The following is a 21,049-nucleotide window of genomic DNA, read 5'->3' on the forward strand; positions in this document are numbered from 1 at the left end:
CCGGCGAGGACCGATTCCTGGCTCGCAACGACGACCTCGACTCCTGGCCGCCCCCGTCAAGCCCGCCCTCGCGCAGACCAGACGTCGACCCATCCTCCGCCGGTCAGCACGCACCCCCGCCCTCCGGCCCACGGTGAAAATTTCGGACGCGTCGATGACGCCACGGAGCCTGCCCGTCGGCGAGTCACGTGCACCGAACTCAATCTCGTCCGTCCCCTTGGGAACACGATCGACGCGATGATCGAATACCGACTGATCCCTTTGACCGACGCGCCGCCTGACGGGGGGGTCGACGCTCTTCAGGCGGTCCCGATGGTGGCGTGGCGAGACAGCGTCGTGGCACCGGAGCGAGGCGGGCCACCCGAGACGAACGCCGTGCGACGAACGGTTCGGCCAGCAGTTGTGCGCCTCAGGATCTCAGTGCCCACGCTCCGCCTCCTTCGGGGCAGGAAAATGGCGGAAGATCGGCGTCGTCAACGCGTCGACGCGTCGGGATAATAGAAATTCATGCCGCCCGGCCGGCCAGAGATTCGAAGACTTTGAGTGAACACCGCCCGGCGCGGAAATTACCTCTCCTATGTTGCGCTGGAAGAAATCGTCCAGATATCGATAATTGCCCCGGTCGGCAGGGGCATCGAGCGATCGGACACGCCCTCTTCCAGCTGGAGGCGCGGAAACCGACTCCATCCCGAACCGGTGCCGATCGTCTCACCTGAGGGTCGAAGAAAATCTTGAGCTGTGCCCTGACCTGGTGCTTAGCCGAGGAGCAGGAGGTGGTGGCCGATCGAGGTCCAATCGGCGGGACTCGACGCAAGAACGCCACTCGATCTAGGATGGATGTCGAGGTAGTTCGATACGACCCCTGAACCCAGGAGAGGGAGGCGATCAGTGCATATCGGACCTTCCCGTCGCAAGGAGCACTACCTGGCGCACTTGTCCAGGTGAAGGTAAATTGTCGGGTCTCGTGCTGAGACGCCGACCGGCCTACGGTTTTCTCGACGACGAGAAGTCGTTTGTGTCGAATAAATTACTGGCAACTGATCAGTAACAGAAATAGCCGCCAAAACACACATCACATGCCATGGGGAGGGCAGTAGTCATACTAGATTTCGACGTGCGTCCAAACCGTAATCCCTTGTCCCACACCGACCGGCAGGCGGTGCTCAACGCACCGGTCTTCGGTAAGGTGTTCACCGACCACATGATCACCCTGCGCTGGGACGCCGAGCGCGGGTGGCACGACGGACGCCTCGAAGAGTTCCAGAGCATCGCTCTGCCACCGTCGGCATCCGTCTTCCACTATGGGCAAGAGATCTTCGAAGGCATGAAGGCGTACCGCCAGCAGGGCGGGTCGATCGCGCTGTTCCGCCCGGAGCGCAACGCCGCCCGGTTCAACGCCTCCGCCCGGCGACTGGCGATGCCGGAGATCCCGGTGGAAACCTTCGTGAGAGCCATCGAGCTGCTGGTCCGGCAGGACCGACAGTGGGTGCCGCACGGTGCGGGCACCAGCCTCTACCTTCGCCCCTTCATGATCGCGACCGAGCCCACGCTGGGGTTCACCCTCCCGTCCCGCAGCTACCTGTTCTGCGTGATCGCCTGCCCGGCGTCCGCCTATTTCAGCACCCGGACCGGCCCGCCCGCACTGACCGTGTGGCTGTCGCAGGAGTACACGCGCGCCGCGTCCGGCGGGACCGGCGCCGCGAAGGCCGGCGGCAACTACGCCGCCGCCTTCCTCGCCCAGCGAGAGGCGGTGGACCAAGGCTGCGACCAGGTTGTCTGGCTGGACGCGGTCGAGCGCACATGGGTCGAGGAGATGGGTGGGATGAACCTCTGCTTCGTCCAACAATCCGCGGCCGACGAACCTGCCTCCCTCATGACCCCCGCGCTGACCGGCACCCTCCTGCCGGGGGTGACGCGGGATTCGCTGCTCCAGCTGAGCGGGCGGCTCGGCCTCGGCCGCAGCGAGGGGCGCATCAACGTGCAGCAGTGGCGCAAACAGTGCGAGGCTGGCCAGATCACCGAGGTCTTCGCCTGCGGCACGGCGGCGGTCATCGCACCGGTCGGACGCGTACGCGGGGCGAGCGACGAGTGGACGATCGGCGACGGTCGCCCTGGTCCCGTGACCATGCGACTTCGTGACGAACTGCTCGGCATCCAGTACGGCCGCATCCCCGATGACCTGGGCTGGACGCGCATCGTGTGCTGACGGTGAGGGACTCTCCTGTCGGGCTCCGACAGGAGAGGTGTCTCTCCGCACGCGTCTGGCGGCCCATCGGCAGTCCGCCGATCCGGCTTGACCGTGGGCCACCACCAGCGCGCTGCGGCAACGAGACCTGCTCCGACAGCTGAGGCGCCGGCCCGGGTACGCCATCGGTCCGGTCGCGTCGCCGCAGGCCCACAGCGCCTTCATCGAGGAATGGGCCACTGAACCTTCCACGAAGACCTGGTTTCGGGGGTTTCCGAATGACATCACAGATGCCATGAAGCTGATCAGTTCCATGCCGTCGGCCGAGGAGGCTCAACGCGAAGACGCAGTGCCGGGGGTGGCACGTCTGCGGCTGGTGATTCTGGGCGTGCTGCTTGCGGTACAGATCAGCGCAATCCTGATCGCACCCATGCCGTCGCGGCGGGTGGCCGTCAGTCTGGTCGCGGTCACCACCCTGGCAGTCCTGCAGACCCGTCACATCAAAGTGACAGCTGCGGGCCCACCGTGGCCGCGGATGGGGCTGTTGGCCGTCGAGGCTCTCACCACCTACCTGCCGATGCTGGCCGTCGGCGCGGTCTGGCCCGGCACGGGGGGATTCCTCGCAGCGTCGGTGCTGCTCGTGGTTCCCGGTCGAGCCGCATGGGCGCTGTTCACCACCGTGGTCATGAGCACGTTCGCGGCCGCCGTGACGATAGGGCCCGGAGTGCGGTACGCCGGCACGATCGCCATCGCCAGCATGGCCATCGGCCTGACCATCTATGGCATGTGCCGCCTCAACATGATGATCAAGCAGGTGCAGGGCAGGCACACCGAGGCGGTACAACTCGCCGTGGTCAGAGAGCGGATGCGCTTCGCCCGGGACCTGCACGATCTGCTCGGCTACAGCCTGGCCGCGATCACGCTTCGGGCCGAGTTGGCCGGACGGCTCACGAAGAGCGACCCGGCCACGGCCAGCGACGAGATGCGCGACGTGGTCGCCATGGCACGGCAGGCCGCCGCCGAGGTACGGCAGGTGGCCGACGGGTACCGCAACATCTCACTGGCCCAGGAGGCGGCGGCTGTGGCCTCGCTGTTCGCCAGCGCCAACGTCACGGCGCGGGTCGAGGTGAACTGCGGAGTCCTGCCCGACAAGGTGGACTCGGTCCTCGCCATGCTTCTGCGTGAGCTGACCACGAACATCCTGCGCCACAGCAGTGCGCGTAACTGCTGGATCACTCTCGAACAGAGCGATGAACACGTGACACTCTCCGTCGCGAACGACGGGGTTCCGCGGACCGCAACCACCTATCGCGACGGCGGCGGGTTGGAGAACCTCGCCTTCCGCCTGCAGGCGGTCGGCGGGACATTGAGCGCGTCGGTATGCGGTGACGGCCGATTCCACGTGCTCGCCGAGGTCGCCGTCAAGGCTGACGCGGCCCTGGGCACCCGGATACATCGCGTCGGATGCAGCTCGTCGTCGGCCCGGCATGCGCCGGCCGCGTGAATTGAGGGGAGTTGCGCGTGCTGCGGATCCTGCTCGCCGAGGACGTCGCCATGGTCCGCGGGGCGCTGGTAGCCCTCATCGAACTGGAGCGGGACCTGAGGGTGGTCGCGGCCGTCGACAACGGCACGGACATCGTCTCCACGGCGCTGGACTGCCGGCCCGATGTCGCGGTCCTCGACGTCGACCTCCCGGGTCTGGACGGCCTGTCGGCGGCAGCACAGCTCAGGACCGAACTGCCCTGCTGTCGCACCCTCATCCTCACGAACCTGGGACGGTCCGGAACGGTCAGCCGCGCGCTCACCGCCCAGGTGTCCGGCTTTCTGCTGAAGGACTCTCCGCCGGAGGACCTGGCCAACGCCATTCGTGCCATCGCCCTGGGCCGCCGGGTGATCGACCCGCAGCTGGCCCTGTCCGCTTGGGACTGCGGCCAGAACCCGCTGTCCACACGGGAGCACGAGGTGCTGCGGATGACGGCCAGAGGTGCGGACCCGGTCGAAATCGCCGCTAATCTGCACCTGTCGGTCGGGACCGTCCGCAACTACCTCACAACGGTCGTCACCAAACTACATGCCCGCAACCGGGTTGAAGCGGTCAAGATGGCTTACGACTCGGGCTGGCTGCCCTAGGGCGCCGACAGTCGACCGGCGGGAATCCGCAACTCCGAGTGATCGTGGATTGCTGTTTTTGTGAGCAAGGTCCGAGGTGGAGCGGCGTACGACCTTCCCGCAATCTGATCACAGGTCAGCGGAACAGCCTGCGGCGCAGCACGCAGAACCACGTTCAGCACAACCTGCGGCACAGCCGGTGAGCCGGCGCTGCCGCTCCTTTGAGCTGCGTAAGCGACTCTGACGGAGGCGGCCATGAGGAAGCAGTACTACGAATACCGGCACGTCGTCGGCTTCGAGGAGACGAACCTCGTTGGCAGCGTCCACAACGTCTACTACACGCGTTGGCAGGGCCGGTGCCGCGAGATGTTCCTGCTCGAACACGCTCCGGACGTGCTCGACGAGTTGAGTGACGACCTGGAACTGCGCCCGATCGAATCCGAGTGCGAACACCTGGCCGAGGTTTCTGCCTTCGACGAGGTGTCGATCCGGATGCGGCTGAAGGAGCTGACGCAGACCCAGATCGGCTTCGCCTTCGACGTCGTGCGGGTACGCGAGGGAGTGGAGGATCTGATCGCTCGGTGCCGCGAACGCGTGGCGTGCCTGCGTGGTGCCAACGGTACCGCCACCCCGGCACAGGTACCGCCGCAGCTCGCGTCGGCGCTGAGTGCCTTCGCGGTTGCCCCCACCACGCAACCCCGGGGCACCGGCACCGGAGGCAGGGCATGAGTGTCGCCGCGCATGGCCGACGGACCTTCCCGGGGCCACCGCCGTGGGCGACGCCCGGGTTGCTGCGCAAGCTGTGGGGTGACCGGCTGGGTCTGCTGTCCGATGCGGCCGACAAGTACGGCGACGTGGTCCGGTTCTCCATGGGGCCCAAGACGCTCTACTTCTTCAACCATCCGGATCACGCCAGGCATGTGCTCACCGACAATGCCGCCAACTATCACAAAGGGCTGGGCCTGGCCGAAGCCCGACGGCGGATTCTCGGCGACGGCCTGCTCACCAGCGAGGGCGAGACGTGGCGCGGTCAGCGGCGCGTCATCTCGCCCGCCTTCCGCCGGGAGCGCATCGCGGGTTTCGCCGGCGTGGTGGCCGACGCCGGCGCCCAGCTGACCGAGCGCCTGGAGGCGCAGGCCGGAAACGTCGTCGATGTGGCCGAGGAGATGACCGCGCTCACGATGGATGTGCTCGGCAGGACCCTGCTCGACGCCGACCTGAGTCCGCTGAGCTTCCTGGGGCCCGCGTTCGAGGCCGCGCAGGAGCAGGCAATGTTCGAGATGGTCACGCTGGGCGCGCTGCCGTTGTGGATGCCGCTTCCGCGCCACCGCCGCTTCCGCGCCGCCAAGCGGCAGATCGAAGACGCGGTGCGAACGCTCGTCGAGTCCCGCAGACATGACACGGGCACGGACGGGTCCGACCTCATGTCGGTGCTGCTGCGCGTCAGCGAGAGCGAGCAGGACGCCGATGCCCGCTGGCGTGGGCTGCGCGACCAGATCGTGACGATGCTCCTGGCCGGGCACGAGACCACGGCCAGCACGTTGTCCTGGGCCTGGTACCTGCTCAGCCGGCATCCGCAGGCTGCCGAGCGACTGCGTGCCGAGGCGATCATGGTCCTCGGCGACCGCACCCCGGAGTACAGCGACCTGGTCAAACTGCCGTACACCACGATGGTCATCCAGGAGACGATGCGGCTCTATCCCGCGGTGTGGGGGTTACCGAGGGTCGCCCTGGCCGCCGACGAGATCGGCGGATACCCGGTCCCTGCCGGCGCGGACATCATGATCAGCCCCTACACGCTGCATCGGCACCGCGACTTCTGGGACGAGCCGGACCAGTTCCGGCCGGAGAGGTTCGCGGCCGACGCCCCGCCTGTCGGCCACCGGTACGCCTACATACCCTTCGGGGCGGGCCCCCGGGTCTGCGTGGGAAGCCACCTCGGCATGCTCGAGGCGACCCTCATCGCGGCCATGGTCGCGCGCCGCTTCCGGTTCGAGTTTGCCGGGCCGACCGACCCGGTGCCCGAGGCCATGCTGTCGCTCCGGATCCGCGGTGGCCTGCCGGTGCGGGTGAGGCGGGCCTGACCGCTGCGGCGTCTCCGTGGCGACCGACCGTCGGGGCCACGACGTGACGGCGGAGGTCGCCGGGCGGTTCGGGCTACGACGCGAGCCAAACCGGCTCGAAGTCCAGGGCGCCGGCCAGGATCGCCTGATGAAGTCGCTGTAGCCGCGGGCCCGGCTCCACACCCAGTTCATCGCGGAGTACGGCCCGTATCTGCCGGAAGGCCTCCAACGCGTTACCGGCGCGCCCGGAGCGGTAGTAGGCGACCATCAGCAAGGCGTAGAAGTTCTCGTGCATCGGATGCTTGGCCACCAGCATCGTCAGCTCGCCCAACAGGTCCGCATGACGGCCGAGGTCGATGTCGGCCTCGATCCGGCGTTCCAGCACGCCGATCCTGTTCTCCTCGAGCGATCCGACCTCCGCACGCAGGATCCGGCCGACCGGGACGTCCACGAGGGCCGGCCCGCGCCACAGTGCCAGTGCGCAACCCAGCAGTTCGGAGCTGCCTTTCGGGTCTCCTGAATCCACGGCTCTGCGACCTGCGCGTGCGAGGTTGTCGAACTCCGCCACGTCGGTCTCGCACAGCTGCCCGTCGAGCTGGTAGCCGGAGTGCCTGGTGCCGAGCAGCCGTCTCGGCCAGTCCCGGTCCCGGGCAGCCGTCGCCAGCTTGGCCCTCAGCTGGAATATGTAGGTCTGCAGGGTGGTGGCGAAGCTGCGTGGCGGCTGGTCCCCCCAAAGTTCCTCCACGAGTGTCTGTGTGGTGACCACCCGCCCGGCGTTGAGCGCGAGCAGCACCAGGATCTGGCGCTGCTTGGGCGCGTTCGGCATCACCGGCTGGTGGTTCAGGTGTGCGGACACCGGGCCCAGCAGTTGGAAGACGACCTTCCCATTTTCCCTGTTCATTTCTCAGCTCCAAGGGTTGACACCGGATGACTTTCGGTTGCTCGATCGTCCCTCGAGCGGAACCCCAGCTCCCAGAGATCTGGTCACGACCCGGAGGGTGAAAAACTCACCCCACAAACATGACATCGCAACGTGCGACCACCAATGGCCGATCCTGTGACGAAGTCGGGCGACGAACAGCAACCGAGAGTAAGCGCGCCCGCATTCCTCACGCCACGATGGAGAGGTGACGCGTCGGTGTCACCCGCGGAAGGTGGATAGATGCCAACTGTCTTCGGCTCGATGCGCAGGCTCATGCTGAGCCCTCAGCTCGCCGACGTGACCTTCGCCAAACGGGGCTTCCCGGGCGAACCGTCCCCCGGCGTACGGCACCTGGAGGCTGTGCCCCAGGCCGTCATCTGCGGGTTCGAGTGGGGAATCGATGCCCGCGACCAGTGGGAGGTCGAGCGCCGGCTGGATCTGGTGAGCGAGGAGATGCGCGGATTCGCCTACGAGGGGGTGACGATGGCCTTCACCGTTCTCGACGCCATGGGACGTGGCCACCGAACCCGCGATCTGCTCCTCGGGCCCGGGCGTCCCCATGTTTTCCTCGCATACATCGGTATGGGTTTCGCGATGGCACGATTGCCCAGGAAGTTGTGGAACAAGGCAGTTCCCAACCTCGCCGGCGACCCCTATTACCCGACGATGAGCTGGTTGGCTGTCGACGGGTACGGATTCGATCGCGCGTATTTCGAGACGCCGCGCTGGGTCGATGCGCAGAAGGTGCCGAAGCCCTATCCCTGGGAAGGTTCGCCGGACTATTTCCTTCGAGCCGTCGATCAGGGAGTCGGACGGGCCCTGTGGTTCATCTGTGGTGGCCGCGCCCCCGATGTCGCCGCCGCGGTGGGGCGTTTCGCCGAGCACCGCCAGCCGGACCTGTGGAGCGGCGTGGGGCTGGCCGCGACCTTTGCCGGAGGAAGCGACGCGGAGGGCCTGGCCGCCCTGCGGCGGGCCGCCGGCGAGCACTGGGCGCAGTTGGCACTGGGCGTGGTGTTCGCGGTGAAGGCGCGTACCCACGCTGGCCTGGTGCCGGACTACACCACCGCGGCCTGCGAGACCCTGGCCGGTCTCACCGTGGACAAGGCGGGCGCGCTCGCCGACGCCACGGCGGTGCACTCCCCTGGATCGGTGCCCGCCTACGAGCTGTGGCGCCAACGGATCCGGGCACACTTCGACAACGCGTGACCGGTGACAGCTCGTACCCGAGCTGTCACCGGTCCGCCGGTCTGGTGGAAGACCGCCGCCCGGCCGCCGGCCCTACGAAGGGGCCTGGTACGAGGACAAGGCGCGATACCTGAACCGACCCCGGTCGATGACCACGGTCCCGTCTCCCCTGGCTGTCCGGAACGAGGCGGTGCCGTCAGCACCGCGCCAGATCGAGACGACCAACGAGTCGCCTGGGGTGACCGGGGCGGTGAACCTGCCCGACATCGCGATGAAGTTCGCCGGGTCGGCGCCGCACAGTTGATGCAGCAGCATCCGCCCGGTGAAGCCGAAGGTGCACGGACCATGCAGGATCGGCCGGCTGAAGCCGCCGCGTGCGGCGAATGTCGGGTCGCTGTGCAGCGGGTTCCGGTCGCCGGAAAGCCGGTACAGCAGTGCCTGCTCCGGCCTGGTCCGCTCCACCACCTGGTGGTCCGGGTCCCGGCTCGGCGGCTCCCACGGCTCGGAGGTGCCGCGGTCGCCGCCGAACCCGCCCTCGCCCCGGATGAACATCCCTGACCGGGTGGTGATGTAACGCTCGCCGGTGGCGGGGTCGACCGCGACGCTCTCGGACTCGACGAGCGCACCCGAGCCCTTGTCGTACATGCCGGTGACGGTGGGCGAGGTGAGCACCGTGCCGCTGACCGGTAGCGGCCGGTGCAGCTCGACGTACTGCTCGGCCATCACCAGTTGGGCGCGATCGAAGTCACCGATGCTGCGCGCCGGTGGGATCTGTGCGATCACCACGCCGTAGGTGGGCAGCACCCTCTGTGCGATGCCGTCGCTGTTCTCGGTCGTGAACTGGAGATCACGCAGTGGATCGCCGAGACCCGCGCCGACGCCCAGGGCGTACAGCAGCGCGTCCTTCGAGGTCCAGGTTCGCTCGCACCGTTCCCCCGGTTCACCGACGAGACTGTGATCGAGCGACATCACGACCTCCAGACGGTGACGCCAGGGCGTCGGCTACAGGCTGACGGCGAGGTCATTGGGGGTGCGGCGGGGAGGCCCGTCGCAGTACGAGTTGTAGGCGTCGAGGATCTGCTGTGCCCGTCGGGTCGCCTCGGCGAACCTGGCGTGGGGCTCGGCGCCATTGGTCAGGACGTCGTGCATCGCGCTGGTGATCTCGCCCATGATGCCCGCCTGCCCTCCGAGCAGAGGACCCAGCGCCGCCGGCGAGCCGTCCGCGGCCTCGAGCTGTTCGCCGGCCACGCGAAGACGCGGGTTGTCGCGGTACCAGCCCTCCTCGTGGAGGACGTCGACCGCCGCCCTGCTGATCGGGATGCGGTGGTGGCGTTTGGCCCACTCCGCGGCGCTGCTCGGCCGGTTCAGGTACTGGATGAACGCCAGCGCACCATCCTGTTTCGCCTGGCTCAGGCCCGCGGCGAGCCACAGCGCGAATCCGCCCATCATGTTGCCGGCCAGGGGAACATCGTCGTTGTAGGGCATGGGGCTCACCGCCACGGTGAACCCGTGCCGCTCACCCCGGTCCAACAGGTGCGACGCGTCCACCGAGGAGCTGAGGAAGAGCCCGATCCGCTGCTCCTCGAACGCGGCGTAACCGCCCGCGAAGTCCAGGAGCTCGCCCGTGTAGAGGTAGTGGCCGTCGCGGTGGAGGCCTTGCCACCACCGGACGTAGTTCATCATCTCGGCCGAGGCCAGGTTCACCTTCTCGGCGCGGCCGGACCGACCGTTGTCGCGATCCGTGATCAGTCCACCCTGCTGGGCGACCGACTGGAGGAAGACCCAGTAGAAGTTGGGCCAGGCGATGCCGTGCGTGGGCCCCGGCAGCTTGGCGAGTGCCTCGCAGGCCGCCGTGACCTCGAGCCAGGTTCGGGGCGGCTCGGTGATGCCGGCCTTGGCGAGGAGGTCCATGTTGGCGTAGAGCACGATCCCGGAGGCCGTACGCGGGATGGCCATCAGCTCGCCCTGGTAGCGGAAGTAGTCGCGCGCCGCGGGCACCATGTCGTCGAGCACGACGCGCTCACCGAGGATCTCGCTCCGCCCCGCGATGGCTCGCCCGACGGGCGTGAACAGGGGGTTCCCGTCCGGCCCGAGCATGTCCATGGCGGCGCGGGTGGCGGTGAAGTGGTACTCCGCGATGTCGGGCGTCTCCCCGTGCTCCGCCGCTCGCGCCACCTCGGCGGGCATCGTACGGAAGTCGTGTCGGTTGATCTCGACCTGGTACTCCGGGTGCGCCTCGTTGAACTCAGAGGCAGCGGAGACCGCGATGTCCGCCTCGTTGGTTGCCCAGCTGGCCGGATCCGTCAGCCACACATTGATCTTGGTCTTCGGCTGTTGCGTCATGTCAGCTCCTTCATCCATGCCGGCAGCGCGGGGTGGTGAGCAGGCGTGAGTCGATCGTGTCAGCGGGGCGCAGTCGACCGCGCCTTCGGTTTTGCTCACCCCGGCAGAGGTCGGGCAATCGTGAAGGTTGCCGCTCCGCGCCACCGTGCTCTGATGGCTACGGCTGTTCGAACCCAGCGCGAAGGAGGCAGGATGCGCCACACCGTACGGACGTCGGATGGTCGGCTGTTGGCCGTCGAGGAGTGGGGCGATCCCGCCGGCTGGTCGATCCTCGCCCACCACGGCACGCCGAGTTCCCGGAGAGCCACTTTCCACGGTCCGTGGGTGCGCGACGCCGCCGCGCGAGGGCTGCGGCTGATCAGTTACGACAGGCCGGGCTACGGTGACTCCTCGCCAGGGCCGGGCCGCACCGTCGCCGACACCGCCGACGACGTCCGCGCGATCTGCGCCGAGCTGGACATCGACCGCCTGGGGACGTGGGGGTTCTCAGGCGGTGGGCCGCCCGCGCTGGCGTGCGCCGCCCTGCTGCCGGATCTGGTGACCGCCGCCGTCGTGCTGGCCGGGATGGCGCCGTTCGAGGCCGAGGGCCTCGACTGGTTCGCCGACATGTACCGGGACGACGTCGACGACACCCGCATGTACCTCACCGACCCGGACGCGGCGCGGAAGAAGATGGAACAGGACCGGGAGGAGTTCCTCCTCGCGTCGGCGGACGATGCGGTCGACGCCGACGCGTGGACGCCCGCCCGGGAGGATGCCGCGGTCACCCTCGGCAGGTACCACCAGTTCCTGTCCTCCTGCCGGAGCGCCGGCCTGGCGCCGGGCATCCAGGGATGGTGGGACGACAGCGGCTCCCAGGTACGGCCGTGGGGGTTCGACCTCGCCGACGTCGCTGCCCCGGTCCTGCTCATGTACGGCCGACGGGACGTCTTCGTGCCGTTCGCGCACGGCGAATGGCTGGCCCGGCAGATTCCCGGAGCGGACGCCCGGTGGTTCGACGACGGGCACGGGACGCTGGCGCAGAGGCGCCTGCCTGAGGCGCATGCGTGGCTGTCCGAGCGGAAATAGCCCGGTCGCGGCCGGGGTCAACCTCGACGGTGGGGCGGCGGGTGACCGCCGCCCCACTCCCATCCGGCAGGCGCCCTGGCCGGGTTCAGGTGACCCGAACTGACGTACCGGCCAGCGCCGCGGCCACCGCGTCGAGCCCGGCCGAGATGGTGAAGACCGCGCCGGGCCGGTCCACCTCGACCGGAGCGGCGGGCAGGTTCGCGCCGGTCACCCAGGCGACCACCGTCTCGTCCGGAGCGACCAGCCCTGCGGCGCACGCCCGGCGCAGACCCGCGACCGCCGCGGCCCCGGCAGGCTCAGTCGCGATCTGCGCCGCGTCGGCCAGCAACTCGACCGCGTCCAGGATCTTGGCGTCGCTGACGGTGACGAAGTCGCCGCCGGAATGACGAACTTCGTCGATGGCCCAGTCGCCGAGCATCGGCTCGGGAACCTCGATGCCGTCGGCGACCGTGCCCCGCCACCGCGCCGGCGCCTGGACGCCATGCCACTGCGCGGCCAGCGGCGCGCAGTCTCGCGCCTGCACCGCGACCACCCGGGGAACCCTTTCCAGCGCGCCGCAGGCGACCAGTTCCCGGAAGCCCTTGGCTGCGCCGATCAAGGTCACACCGTCACCGACGGGCAGCACCACCACATCCGGCGTACGGTCGCCGAGCTGCTCCCAGACCTCGAAGGAGGCCGTCTTCTTGGCCTCGATGGTCAGCGGATTCAGCCCGGTGCAGCGGTCCAGCCAGTGGAAGTGGGCCGCTGCGCGCCGGGACAGCTCGAACGCGGCCCGATAGCCCTCGCGGACCCTGAAGACGTACGCACCCATCGCCGTCATCAGCTCGACCTTGGCCGGCGCGCAGTCGGCGGGCACGAAGATGACGACGGCCATTCCCGCGGCCGCGCCGCCGATGGCGGTCGACAGAGCGGCGTTGCCGGTCGACGCCGTCGAGACGACACCGACGCCGACACGCAGTCCCTGGTCGATCACGAGAGCCGTCGCCCGGTCCTTGTTGGAGGCGCTCGGTCCCACTGTCTCGTCCTTGAGCCACAGCCCCGGCAGTCCGAGCCGCTGCCGCAGCTCCCGCACCGGACGCAACGGCGTGCCGCCGACCGGTAGCGGGTACCGGGTCGGCACGTCGGGGCGTGGCAGCAGGCGCTGATACCGCCACATGCCGGCCCCGGAGTCGGAGCCGGGCAGCAGCGTCCTGTCGTAGTCGTAGGTGTACGTCTCGTGTCCGTGCACACCGGACTCCAGCCGTGCCTCACCCACCGGTGCCTCCTTGCGGGTCAGTCCTCGAAGAAGTTCGCCACCGTGACGGTGCGCGAATCGCTCTTCGCGTGGTCAAGGACGATGGCGCCGAGTGCGATGTCGAGGACGCCGAGACCGAACGGCGAGAACACGACCGGTTCCCGCGTTCGCAGTTCGCACCTGCCGAGCAGGACGTCGGCGAGTGTTCCCGTGACGAAGTCACGTCCGCCGGAGAGCTCCTCGGCCAGATGGGGTGAGGTCTGCGCGCGCAGGCAGTGTTCCACGTCGTCGACGATGTTCTGTGCGGCGAGCAGGGTCTGCGGGTGGATGTCGCGCAGCGAGATGTTGAGGACGGTCTGTCCCGGTGCGAAACGCAGGGTCTCCGGCAGGTAGGGCTTTCCCGCAGTGGTCGCGAAGACGATCACGTCGCAGCCGAGTGTGGCATCCAGGTCCGCGACACCGCCGGACCCGGGCCAGTGCTTCTCCCCGTGACCGACGAACTGCTGGGCCCGCTCGGGCACGAGATCGTGGCACAAGAAATGGGTCACCGGCAGCCCTGTGTGATGGAGGAAGTCAGCGATGGTGCGCGCGATCACGCCAGCACCGACGAAGCCGACACTGGCCGGACCGTTCCCGGGTCGAAGAGCTCGCGCCGCCAGAGCTGCGGACGCGGCGGTACGCACGGCGCTGATCTGGGCCGACTCGAGACACGCCACGGGTCGACCCGTCCGGTCGTCGTTAAGCAGCAGCACGGCTGACGCTCTGGGCAGGCCGAGTTCGTGGTTGCCGGGAAAGCTGCTGATCCATTTCAGCCCAGGCATCCCGACCTCGCCGCCCAGGTACGCCGGCAGGGCGATGATGCGGTCCGCCGGCCGGTCCGGGAAACGAAGGAAATGGCTGGACGGGTTGACGGTCTGACCTCTGTCATGGGCGAGATACGCCTTCTTGACCGCGGTCAGGACGGCGTCACGGGAGCCGCTCAGCGCATCGACGGCGACCGCGTGCGGCACGATCTGAAACATTCGGACTCCTCACCACCGAGCCAGGACCGAGTCGATTCCCGGGAAGTGCTCAGCCACCCACTTCTCGGAGTAGATGGTGTCGACGTACCGTTCCCCGGTGTCTGGCGAGATGGCCACCACCGGTTTCCCGTTCCGGAACGTCGGTGCCAGGCGACGCACCGCGGCGAGCACCGTACCGGTGGACCCACCGACCAGCAGTCCGTACCGGCGCGCCACGAGGTGGCACGCGGAAACCGTCTCGACTTCGGGCACCACCACCCGCTCGTAGTCGCCGCCGTCGACGAGCAGCTCGGGACGGAGGCTCGCGCCCAGGCCGGGAATGAGGCGCGGAGCGCCCTGATCCGCGAAGAGGATCGATCCTTCGGAGTCGACGGCGATGATCCGGGTGGTCGGGCGGTGCTCGCGGAAGAACTCCAGACAGCCCATGAGTGTGCCGGAGGTGCTCACCCCGATGACCACGGCACCAACATCGGGCAGTTCGTCGAGGATGCTGCGGGCTGTCTGCCGGTAGTGCGCAGAACTGTTGGCCCGGTTGGCGTACTGGTTGGGCCAGAACAGCTTCCGGTCCTGCTTCAGCTGGGACCGGATGTAGTCGATCCGGGTTTGCAGGAATCCACCGTTGGCGTCCCGTTCGGTGACGACCACGACAGTGGTGCCCTGCGCCCGCATCGTGCGGATGGCCGCCGCGTTGGTGTTGGGATCGGCGACGATCGTGAGACTGATCCCCCGGGTGACGCACACGGTTCCGAGGGCGATACCGAGGTTGCCGGAGGACGATTCGATCAGCCGGTCGCCGGGGCCGATGCCGGATCTGCTGATCAGGTCTTCGATCAGCCCGACGGCGGTCTTCAGCTTGATGGACCCGGCGGGATTCAGGCCCTCCAGCTTCAGGTTCAGATCGACCCCGGGAACGAACCCGGCCAGGTCGAGAAAGATGTCGTCGGTGACGATGTCGTACGCAGCGTTGAAGATCATCGGTCCTCGCTACGCCAGTGGTACGCGGGCGGCATCAGCCGGTGGGCCGGCACCGTACCCGCTGGGCTCTCAGCCATCCTGGGAGCGGACGAGGCTTGCCGGACGCATGTCTGTCCAGTGATCCTCGATGTACTCGAGGCAGGCAGAGCGGGAGTCGTCGTCATGGACGACGACCCAACCGTCGGGACAGGCGATGGCGGCGGGCCACAGTGAGTACTGGGCTTCGTCGTTCACCAGAACGCGATATCGAGCGTCGGCGTCGTCAAACGGGTTGGACACGGGTGCTCCTCGCTTCGCTGTTGATCACTTTCGCTCGAGTGCCGGGCCAGCCGTCCGCATCGATCGTGCGCGTTGCGGACAGACCGGGAACCTTGCCCGTTGCCGACCACCTCATCGACGGGATCCGGTGGTCGCGGCGCCGACCAGCACGTCGATCCGGTCGGCCAGATCCTTGAGCACCGGCGAGTCGACGAGCACCCGGACGCTGAAGTCCACGTTCCAGGTACGCCGGGCCGACAGCACCAACCTGGTCGCGAGCATCGAGTCCCCGCCGAGGTCGAAGAAGTTGTCGCCACGGCCGACGACGTCGACCCCTAGGACGTCCGCCCACATCCGGGCCAGGGCGAGTTCGGTCTCGGTGACAAGGTCAGCCTGCACGTTCTGTTCCTCGCCTTTCGTCTCGATCGAGGCCCCGGCGGTGATCCCGTGGAGGAAGTCGAGGACCGCCGCCCGAGCCTCGGCGTCGGCAGCCAGCTCCGGTCGGTCGCACGACACGCGGACGGTTCGGAGGTCGGTCGCGCCCAGCCAGCCGGCGTCGGCCGGATGACCCTGTGAGATCACCTGCAGGATCGGGCCCCGCGGCGCCGGCTGCTCGTCGTGGTGCGCGGCTACGAGGAACGTGAGCCATTCGACGTAGACGCCGACCACGCCCTCGACCGGGCCGCTGACGTCGGCGTCGCCGAACCCGAACGCGGCCAGGGCCAGCCGCGCACGAAGGCGCAGGTCCTCCCCGATGCGCTTCACCAGCGTCTCGGGAGTGGCGAGCAGTCCCTCGATATCGAGCAGCGGCGGCCGCTCGACATTGGGCGCTCGGCCCTCGACCTGACGCACGACCTCGTGGTACTCGTGGAGGATCTCGGACGGTGGAGTCTGCTGCGGGTCGAGCAGCACGATGGGCACGGGACCGGCAGGGCCCGCCAGGAGTGCGGCCATCGCGACAGCCAGTGGCGCGGCGGCGCAGTACGCGACCAGGGCAACCGGGCGATCTGGTCGCTGCCGCGCGAAGAGCTCGCTGGCGTACGCCGGAGTCGTGAGCGCGGTCGGCATCGGGGACGTCAGCAGATCCTGGCAATCGAACCCGGATCGGTCGAGATGCATCTCGCTGATGTGTGCCTCGGGTCGCCGACCCGGGTAGTCGAGGACAAGAAGTCTTGGATTGGCGGACACGATCTCATCGCTCCCCTGCGTCGGCGGCTACCGCAGATCGGTTGCCCGGAGCCAGCAGCCGCGCGACGGCGGCTCGGTCGGCCTTTCCACTCGGCGTACGTGGGAGGGCGGGCAGCACCGTGATGGATGGTGGGACCGAGTACCAGGGAAGCTCCTCGCGGAGGGCGGCGAGCGCGGTGGCCGCGTCGAACTCCGCGGTGGCCGCGACCGTCACGGCTGCTCGTAGCTGACGGGAGCCGGCGCCCATGCTCACGGGGACACAGACGGCTTCCACCACTCCCGGCTGTCTGCCCAGGCATGCCTCGATCTCGAGCGGGTTGACCCGGTACCCGCGGATCTTGACTTCGTCGTCGGTACGGCCGAGAAAGTGCAGCACCCCGTTCTCCACGCTCACCAGGTCACCGGTCCGAAACGCCCGGGTGTGCCCGTGTGCTGTCCGGGCGACCTGCACATACCGCTGCGCGTTCAACTCCGGCTGGCTCAGGTATCCCAGTGACAGTGGCGATCCGGCCACGAGCAGTTCACCGATCTGCGAGTCACCGGGCTCGGCGGTGTCCAGCAGGATCTCGCAACCCGGCAGTGGCAGACCGATCGGCGACAGCGCGGGCCACGAGCTGCTCTCCCCGGCCAACGTGTGCACCGACACCGTATGCGACTCACTCTGGCCGTAGTGGTTGTTGAGAGCGCACTCGGGCAGGCGCTGGAAGAATTCCTTGATCGCCGGCGTGCAGACGAGTTGCTCGCCGGCGGTATTGATCTCGCGGAGGGCGAGGTTCGCCAGTGAGTCGAACGCCGTAGCCGCTGTCGCCAGCATGTGCAGCGCGACGCAGGGCAGGAACAGCCGCTCGATGCGCTCTCGCGCGAGCCAGTCCAGCAACTCGATCGGGTCCTGCCGCAACTCCTCGGGCATGATGACCAGCGATCCGCCGCCGCCGAGCGTACTGAGCGTCTCCTGGAACCAGATGTCGAAGTTCAGCGGCGCGAACTGCGCAGTGCGCAGGTCCTGGCGGACGGAGTGGTGCCGCTGCCAGTGCGCCATGTTGTCGATACAGCTGTGCGGGAGAGCCACCCCTTTGGGGTTACCGGTCGACCCGGAGGTGTAGATGACGTAGACGGGCGTGTCCGGCGTGCACGGGACGAAGGTCAGGCCAGCCCCTGCCAGCCGCTCCACCTCGGTCCACGCCGGGATGCTGACCCGACGAGGCGCCGGCAGCTCCGGGTCGGACCCCGTGTGCAGGAGGACCTTCGCGCCGCTCTCGGCGAGCATGTAGCCGAGACGCTTGCGGGGAAAGCTGCTGTCCAGCGGTAGGTAGGTGGCGCCCGCGCCGACGACGGCCCAGGCCGCGGCCACGATCGCCGCGGACCGAGGTCCGGTGACGGCAACCGTGTCGCCCGGGCCGACACCCGCTTCTCGCAGCAGACCGATGATGCGGGCGATCCATGCGGCCAGTTCACGGTAGGTCAGCTGGTGTTCCGGGTCGCTCACGGCGAGTGCTCCGGGCTGGCGGCCGACCGCACGCTCGAACGATTCGAGCACGCAGGGCGGCTGGGACACCCCTCCCCAGAGTCCGGTCTCGATGATCATCGGTGCTGACCTCCCTCGAACGCGCTCACGGTCTGCCCTTCCTGCCGGATCCCCTCGACGAGCTGGTGCACGGCGCGGTCGACGTCGAACTGGGCGCGCTCGAAGCGTTCCGGGGAGGTGAGGTAGCCGTTGTAGAACGTCGCACCCTCACAGAGCAGCCCGAAGACCCAGATCCGGGAGGCCGAGCTGCCGTCCTCTCCGACGGGATGACCCTGATCGTCGACATCGATGGAGGACACGACAGGGCTGTCCGGCTTGAATCGCCGGACCATGCCCCGCCGGGCCATCGCCCCGACCACGGTCGGGTCGTCCCGCAGGGATTTCAGGCGATCGGTGTAGCCCTGGTAGAGCCAGTCCGCGCTGACCGTGCTGCGGACCGGAAACGCCGTCGAGGACAAGGCCCAGGTGCGACTGTCGTCATCCCAGCTCACCAGGGGATTCGGCCCCAGGGACATCGACACCACACCCGAGCGGAGCAGCGTCAGGATGTTGGCGGACCGCTCCTTCTCCGGGCCGATCACCAGGCGGTTGATCGCTTCGACGTGGTAGCGGTAGAACCGGTCGAGCGAGGCGTCCGTCAGTCCGCCGAATTCGATCGCGTACCTGATGGTGTCGCGGACCTCGCGACACATCTCGGTTGCCGCCTTGAAGGGGCTGCCGTCGAATCCGCGGGCCGCGTTCGCTATGTCGGCCGCCATCCAGGACTCCAGCGATCGCTGGTACGTCTCGCCGTCGGCCGACGCCGCGGAATCCTGGGCGCTCGGGGTCGGGCGCCCGTGGTAGGCCGCCTCGGCGTCGAATTCGGCCGCCCCGGGCAGCTCGGCGAGTTCGTCGAGGCGCCCCTCGACGGCGGCCGCGCGCGCACGGAGAAGAAATGCCTCCGCGTCCTGGGCACCCGCCTGTTGCAGGAGCGCCGCCCGCCGGTACGCCACCCGTAGTTCGAGCAGGAGCAGCGGCAGAACATCGCGGTCGAAGTCCAGTTGCGGCGTCCGGGTGCGCAGCCCGTCGACTGCCGACCGCGTGAACGCGACCGGCTCGTACGACACGACTGACGACGGCGCGGGTCGCGCGCGATACGGCAGGCCGGAGCGGGAGAACACGACGATGCGGGGCTCACGACCGCTCGCCACATACCGCTCGGGTAGGACCGTCCGGTCGAATCTGCCGCCCCGCCCCACCGTCAGCGCGAGGATCGCGTCCGTTGCCGTCAGACCGAGGCCCGCGATGGCGACGGTCTCGGACGGCTGTACGGACGCGAGTTGTCCAGGCAGCGGGTACGGCGAACCGATCAGTCGGTCGGCAGAGGCATCCTGATCGCGCTGCGGTTGGGAGGGGCGTTGGCCGACTGTCACGAAGACGTGATCCGCCTCGACGCGGTCACCGTTGTCGAGACACAGGATCGAGGTGTCACCCTTCTGCTGGAGGTCCACCGCGTTGGACGCGTGCCCGATCAGGCGCACGTTGTCCGGAGCGTTGTCCCGCAGATACTGTTGAAACCACAGCAGATACTCGCCGAAGACCCGCCGCGGCAGGTTGTCGTTCGGCCTGACCGGGCGCCCGTCGGCTCCTACCGTGAAGCCGTCGGCTGCCACCCGCATCCCGCGTTCCCGCGCCCACTCGAAGAGGTTCGGGCCGCGCATCGCGGGCGCGTGCGAGACGGATCTGGCGGAGGGAAACATCGAGGCGTACGCGCACGCGTGATTGAGCAGAAGATAGTCCGGCTGATGAATGTCGTACTGCCGCGGCTGGGCCGGGTTGGAGTCCACGAGGTGCAGGTCGAACGTCAGATTCTGATCGGCGAGGGCCGCGTGGCTGATGAGACGCTCCAGAACACTGAGCCCTCGGACACCGAGGCCCACGATCGCAACAGTGACCGATTTTCTCCGTTGGTCCGGCGCGTAGTACTCACCCATCGAAGACCCTCCAGGTAGGCAGTGATGGGCCAACGACCGCATACCGCACCGACGGCCCTCACTGACGATTTCAGTCCCGCACGACCTGTCACACCTTCGCGATTGCCGCCGTCAGCTCCGCTGATCGCGGCAGAATCGTGACTACGTCCCCAGATCAGCGGCTATCCGCCCCAGCACCACCGGGGAGTTCTCGAAAATCGCGAAGTGATCGCCGTCCAGCACGAGCTGCGCGTACCGGTCGCTCGTCTCCTGCTCCCATCCGGCGACCTGGTCCGGTGCCGCGAAGTGGTCACGTGTGCTGGCGAAAGCCGTGATGGGGATTGGCAGGCGGGGTTCGGGGTGGTAGCTGTACATCTCGTTGACGTGGAAGTCGGCGACGAGCAGCGGCTGGATCAGCTCCAGCATGAACGGCTCCGCCAGGATCTCCTCGGGTGTCCCGCCGAGCCGGCGCAGCACCACCGCCAGCTCGTCGGCCGGCAGCCCGGCAAGCTCGGTCCTGATCATCGGCATGCTCGGCGGACGCCGGCCGGCGACGAAGAGGTGGACCGGCAGCGGTCCGTTCAGACGACGGATCTCCCGCACGACCTCGAAGGCACACAGGGCGCCGGTGCTGTGGCCGAAGATGGCGTACGGCGGTCGCACCGTCCTGATCACCTCCGGGGCCAACTGCCGGGCCATCTCCACCGCCGACGTCAGCGGTTGTTCGGAGCGCCGGGTCTCCCGCCCGGGCGGTTGGACGGGGCAGGCGGCAACCGTCGCCGGCAAGCCGCGACCCCAGGCCCGGTAGACCGTCGCACCCGCACCGGCGTGCGGCAGGCACAGCAGGCGGACCGAAGCCTCCTCGCCCGTCTCGAACGGGAACCACGGGTTTCTGGGACGTACCCGCCCGGTGCTCCGCCCCGCGCCGCTACGCATGGCGAGGCCCGGCGGCAGCGGCAGCGGGAATGTCGGTGGCCTCGTCGGCGTCGAGCCGCGGGCGGGTGACCGCGAGCGAGGTGC

General features: G+C 68.4%; 18 protein-coding genes. 7 read left to right on the top strand and 11 right to left on the bottom strand.

All coding sequences use genetic code 11. The features are described from left to right. Window positions 1-1,081: 1,081 nt before the first annotated feature. From ABGB10_RS20060 to ABGB10_RS20080, 5 genes are all read left to right on the top strand, one after another. The gene (locus ABGB10_RS20060) at window positions 1,082-2,206 is read left to right on the top strand and encodes a branched-chain amino acid aminotransferase (protein WP_347662382.1); all 1,125 of its coding nucleotides are present in this window, start codon (window positions 1,082-1,084) and stop codon (window positions 2,204-2,206) included. 274 nt (window positions 2,207-2,480) lie between these two features. Continuing rightward, on the top strand, window positions 2,481-3,689 hold the full coding sequence (locus ABGB10_RS20065; protein ID WP_347662383.1) for a histidine kinase: 1,209 nt from the start codon (window positions 2,481-2,483) through the stop codon (window positions 3,687-3,689). Between the two features lie 17 nt (window positions 3,690-3,706). Then, window positions 3,707-4,315, top strand: a complete 609-nt coding sequence (locus tag ABGB10_RS20070; protein WP_347662384.1) for a response regulator transcription factor — start codon at window positions 3,707-3,709, stop codon at window positions 4,313-4,315. A 234-nt stretch (window positions 4,316-4,549) separates the two neighbouring features. Beyond that, window positions 4,550-5,023, top strand: a complete 474-nt coding sequence (locus tag ABGB10_RS20075; RefSeq protein ID WP_347662385.1) for an acyl-CoA thioesterase — start codon at window positions 4,550-4,552, stop codon at window positions 5,021-5,023. Then, entirely contained in the window at window positions 5,020-6,378 is a 1,359-nt protein-coding gene (locus ABGB10_RS20080) for a cytochrome P450 (protein ID WP_347662386.1), read from the top strand. Before ABGB10_RS20075 ends, ABGB10_RS20080 begins: the two co-directional genes overlap by 4 nt. A 73-nt stretch (window positions 6,379-6,451) precedes the next feature. Here ABGB10_RS20080 and ABGB10_RS20085 read toward each other — a convergent pair whose 3' ends face one another. Then, window positions 6,452-7,258, bottom strand: coding sequence for an AfsR/SARP family transcriptional regulator (locus ABGB10_RS20085; RefSeq protein ID WP_347662387.1), 807 nt, complete (start codon window positions 7,256-7,258; stop codon window positions 6,452-6,454). A gap of 261 nt (window positions 7,259-7,519) precedes the next feature. Here ABGB10_RS20085 and ABGB10_RS20090 point away from each other — a divergent pair, with 261 nt between their 5' ends. After that, on the top strand, window positions 7,520-8,485 hold the full coding sequence (locus ABGB10_RS20090) for a DUF1702 family protein (protein ID WP_347662388.1): 966 nt from the start codon (window positions 7,520-7,522) through the stop codon (window positions 8,483-8,485). Window positions 8,486-8,557: 72 nt separating this feature from the next. On the opposite strand, the gene ABGB10_RS20095 is transcribed toward ABGB10_RS20090, so the two are convergent. After that, complete coding sequence (locus ABGB10_RS20095; RefSeq protein WP_347662389.1) at window positions 8,558-9,433, bottom strand: MaoC/PaaZ C-terminal domain-containing protein; 876 nt, start codon at window positions 9,431-9,433, stop codon at window positions 8,558-8,560. Window positions 9,434-9,466: 33 nt separating this feature from the next. Further along, a complete protein-coding gene (locus ABGB10_RS20100; RefSeq protein WP_347662390.1) occupies window positions 9,467-10,807 on the bottom strand; it encodes an extracellular solute-binding protein in 1,341 nt (446 codons plus the stop codon). A gap of 192 nt (window positions 10,808-10,999) precedes the next feature. Here ABGB10_RS20100 and ABGB10_RS20105 point away from each other — a divergent pair, with 192 nt between their 5' ends. After that, on the top strand, window positions 11,000-11,875 hold the full coding sequence (locus ABGB10_RS20105) for an alpha/beta hydrolase (RefSeq protein ID WP_347662391.1): 876 nt from the start codon (window positions 11,000-11,002) through the stop codon (window positions 11,873-11,875). A gap of 85 nt (window positions 11,876-11,960) precedes the next feature. Here ABGB10_RS20105 and ABGB10_RS20110 read toward each other — a convergent pair whose 3' ends face one another. The 8 genes from ABGB10_RS20110 to ABGB10_RS20145 form a co-directional block, all read right to left on the bottom strand. Further along, window positions 11,961-13,130 (bottom strand): pyridoxal-phosphate dependent enzyme, encoded by a 1,170-nt coding sequence (locus ABGB10_RS20110; RefSeq protein WP_347662392.1) that lies wholly within the window; start codon window positions 13,128-13,130, stop codon window positions 11,961-11,963. A 17-nt stretch (window positions 13,131-13,147) separates the two neighbouring features. Then, the gene (gene sbnB, locus ABGB10_RS20115; RefSeq protein ID WP_347662393.1) at window positions 13,148-14,131 is read right to left on the bottom strand and encodes a 2,3-diaminopropionate biosynthesis protein SbnB; all 984 of its coding nucleotides are present in this window, start codon (window positions 14,129-14,131) and stop codon (window positions 13,148-13,150) included. A gap of 9 nt (window positions 14,132-14,140) precedes the next feature. Then, window positions 14,141-15,106: a 2,3-diaminopropionate biosynthesis protein SbnA gene (sbnA, locus tag ABGB10_RS20120; RefSeq protein WP_347662394.1), complete on the bottom strand. Its 966-nt coding sequence runs from the start codon at window positions 15,104-15,106 to the stop codon at window positions 14,141-14,143. A 69-nt stretch (window positions 15,107-15,175) separates the two neighbouring features. Continuing rightward, a complete protein-coding gene (locus tag ABGB10_RS20125; protein ID WP_124773869.1) occupies window positions 15,176-15,385 on the bottom strand; it encodes an MbtH family NRPS accessory protein in 210 nt (69 codons plus the stop codon). 111 nt (window positions 15,386-15,496) lie between these two features. Then, a complete protein-coding gene (locus ABGB10_RS20130) occupies window positions 15,497-16,552 on the bottom strand; it encodes a phosphopantetheine-binding protein (RefSeq protein WP_347662395.1) in 1,056 nt (351 codons plus the stop codon). A 4-nt stretch (window positions 16,553-16,556) separates the two neighbouring features. Further along, entirely contained in the window at window positions 16,557-18,137 is a 1,581-nt protein-coding gene (locus ABGB10_RS20135) for an AMP-binding protein (protein WP_347662396.1), read from the bottom strand. Further along, a complete protein-coding gene (locus ABGB10_RS20140) occupies window positions 18,134-19,996 on the bottom strand; it encodes an FAD/NAD(P)-binding protein (RefSeq protein WP_347662397.1) in 1,863 nt (620 codons plus the stop codon). The genes ABGB10_RS20135 and ABGB10_RS20140 overlap by 4 nt, the downstream gene beginning before the upstream one ends. Before the next feature lie 195 nt (window positions 19,997-20,191). Continuing rightward, the gene (locus ABGB10_RS20145) at window positions 20,192-20,965 is read right to left on the bottom strand and encodes an alpha/beta fold hydrolase (RefSeq protein ID WP_347662398.1); all 774 of its coding nucleotides are present in this window, start codon (window positions 20,963-20,965) and stop codon (window positions 20,192-20,194) included. Window positions 20,966-21,049: the final 84 nt, after the last annotated feature.

The sequence above is a fragment of the Micromonospora sp. B9E7 genome, from assembly GCF_039871815.1.
Taxonomy (GTDB): Bacteria; Actinomycetota; Actinomycetes; order Mycobacteriales; family Micromonosporaceae; genus Micromonospora.

Excerpts from the sequence above, each read along its gene's own strand:
- ABGB10_RS20065 (WP_347662383.1), top strand. The coding sequence starts at position 2,481 with ATGAAGCTGATCAGTTCCATGCCGTCGGCCGAGGAGGCTCAACGCGAA.
- ABGB10_RS20100 (WP_347662390.1), bottom strand. The coding sequence starts at position 10,807 with ATGACGCAACAGCCGAAGACCAAGATCAATGTGTGGCTGACGGATCCG.
- ABGB10_RS20075 (WP_347662385.1), top strand. The coding sequence starts at position 4,550 with ATGAGGAAGCAGTACTACGAATACCGGCACGTCGTCGGCTTCGAGGAG.
- ABGB10_RS20085 (WP_347662387.1), bottom strand. The coding sequence starts at position 7,258 with ATGAACAGGGAAAATGGGAAGGTCGTCTTCCAACTGCTGGGCCCGGTG.
- ABGB10_RS20105 (WP_347662391.1), top strand. The coding sequence starts at position 11,000 with ATGCGCCACACCGTACGGACGTCGGATGGTCGGCTGTTGGCCGTCGAG.
- ABGB10_RS20060 (WP_347662382.1), top strand. The coding sequence starts at position 1,082 with ATGGGGAGGGCAGTAGTCATACTAGATTTCGACGTGCGTCCAAACCGT.
- ABGB10_RS20095 (WP_347662389.1), bottom strand. The coding sequence starts at position 9,433 with ATGTCGCTCGATCACAGTCTCGTCGGTGAACCGGGGGAACGGTGCGAG.
- ABGB10_RS20135 (WP_347662396.1), bottom strand. The coding sequence starts at position 18,137 with ATGATCATCGAGACCGGACTCTGGGGAGGGGTGTCCCAGCCGCCCTGC.
- ABGB10_RS20080 (WP_347662386.1), top strand. The coding sequence starts at position 5,020 with ATGAGTGTCGCCGCGCATGGCCGACGGACCTTCCCGGGGCCACCGCCG.
- ABGB10_RS20145 (WP_347662398.1), bottom strand. The coding sequence starts at position 20,965 with ATGCGTAGCGGCGCGGGGCGGAGCACCGGGCGGGTACGTCCCAGAAAC.
- sbnA (WP_347662394.1), bottom strand. The coding sequence starts at position 15,106 with ATGATCTTCAACGCTGCGTACGACATCGTCACCGACGACATCTTTCTC.
- ABGB10_RS20090 (WP_347662388.1), top strand. The coding sequence starts at position 7,520 with ATGCCAACTGTCTTCGGCTCGATGCGCAGGCTCATGCTGAGCCCTCAG.
- sbnB (WP_347662393.1), bottom strand. The coding sequence starts at position 14,131 with ATGTTTCAGATCGTGCCGCACGCGGTCGCCGTCGATGCGCTGAGCGGC.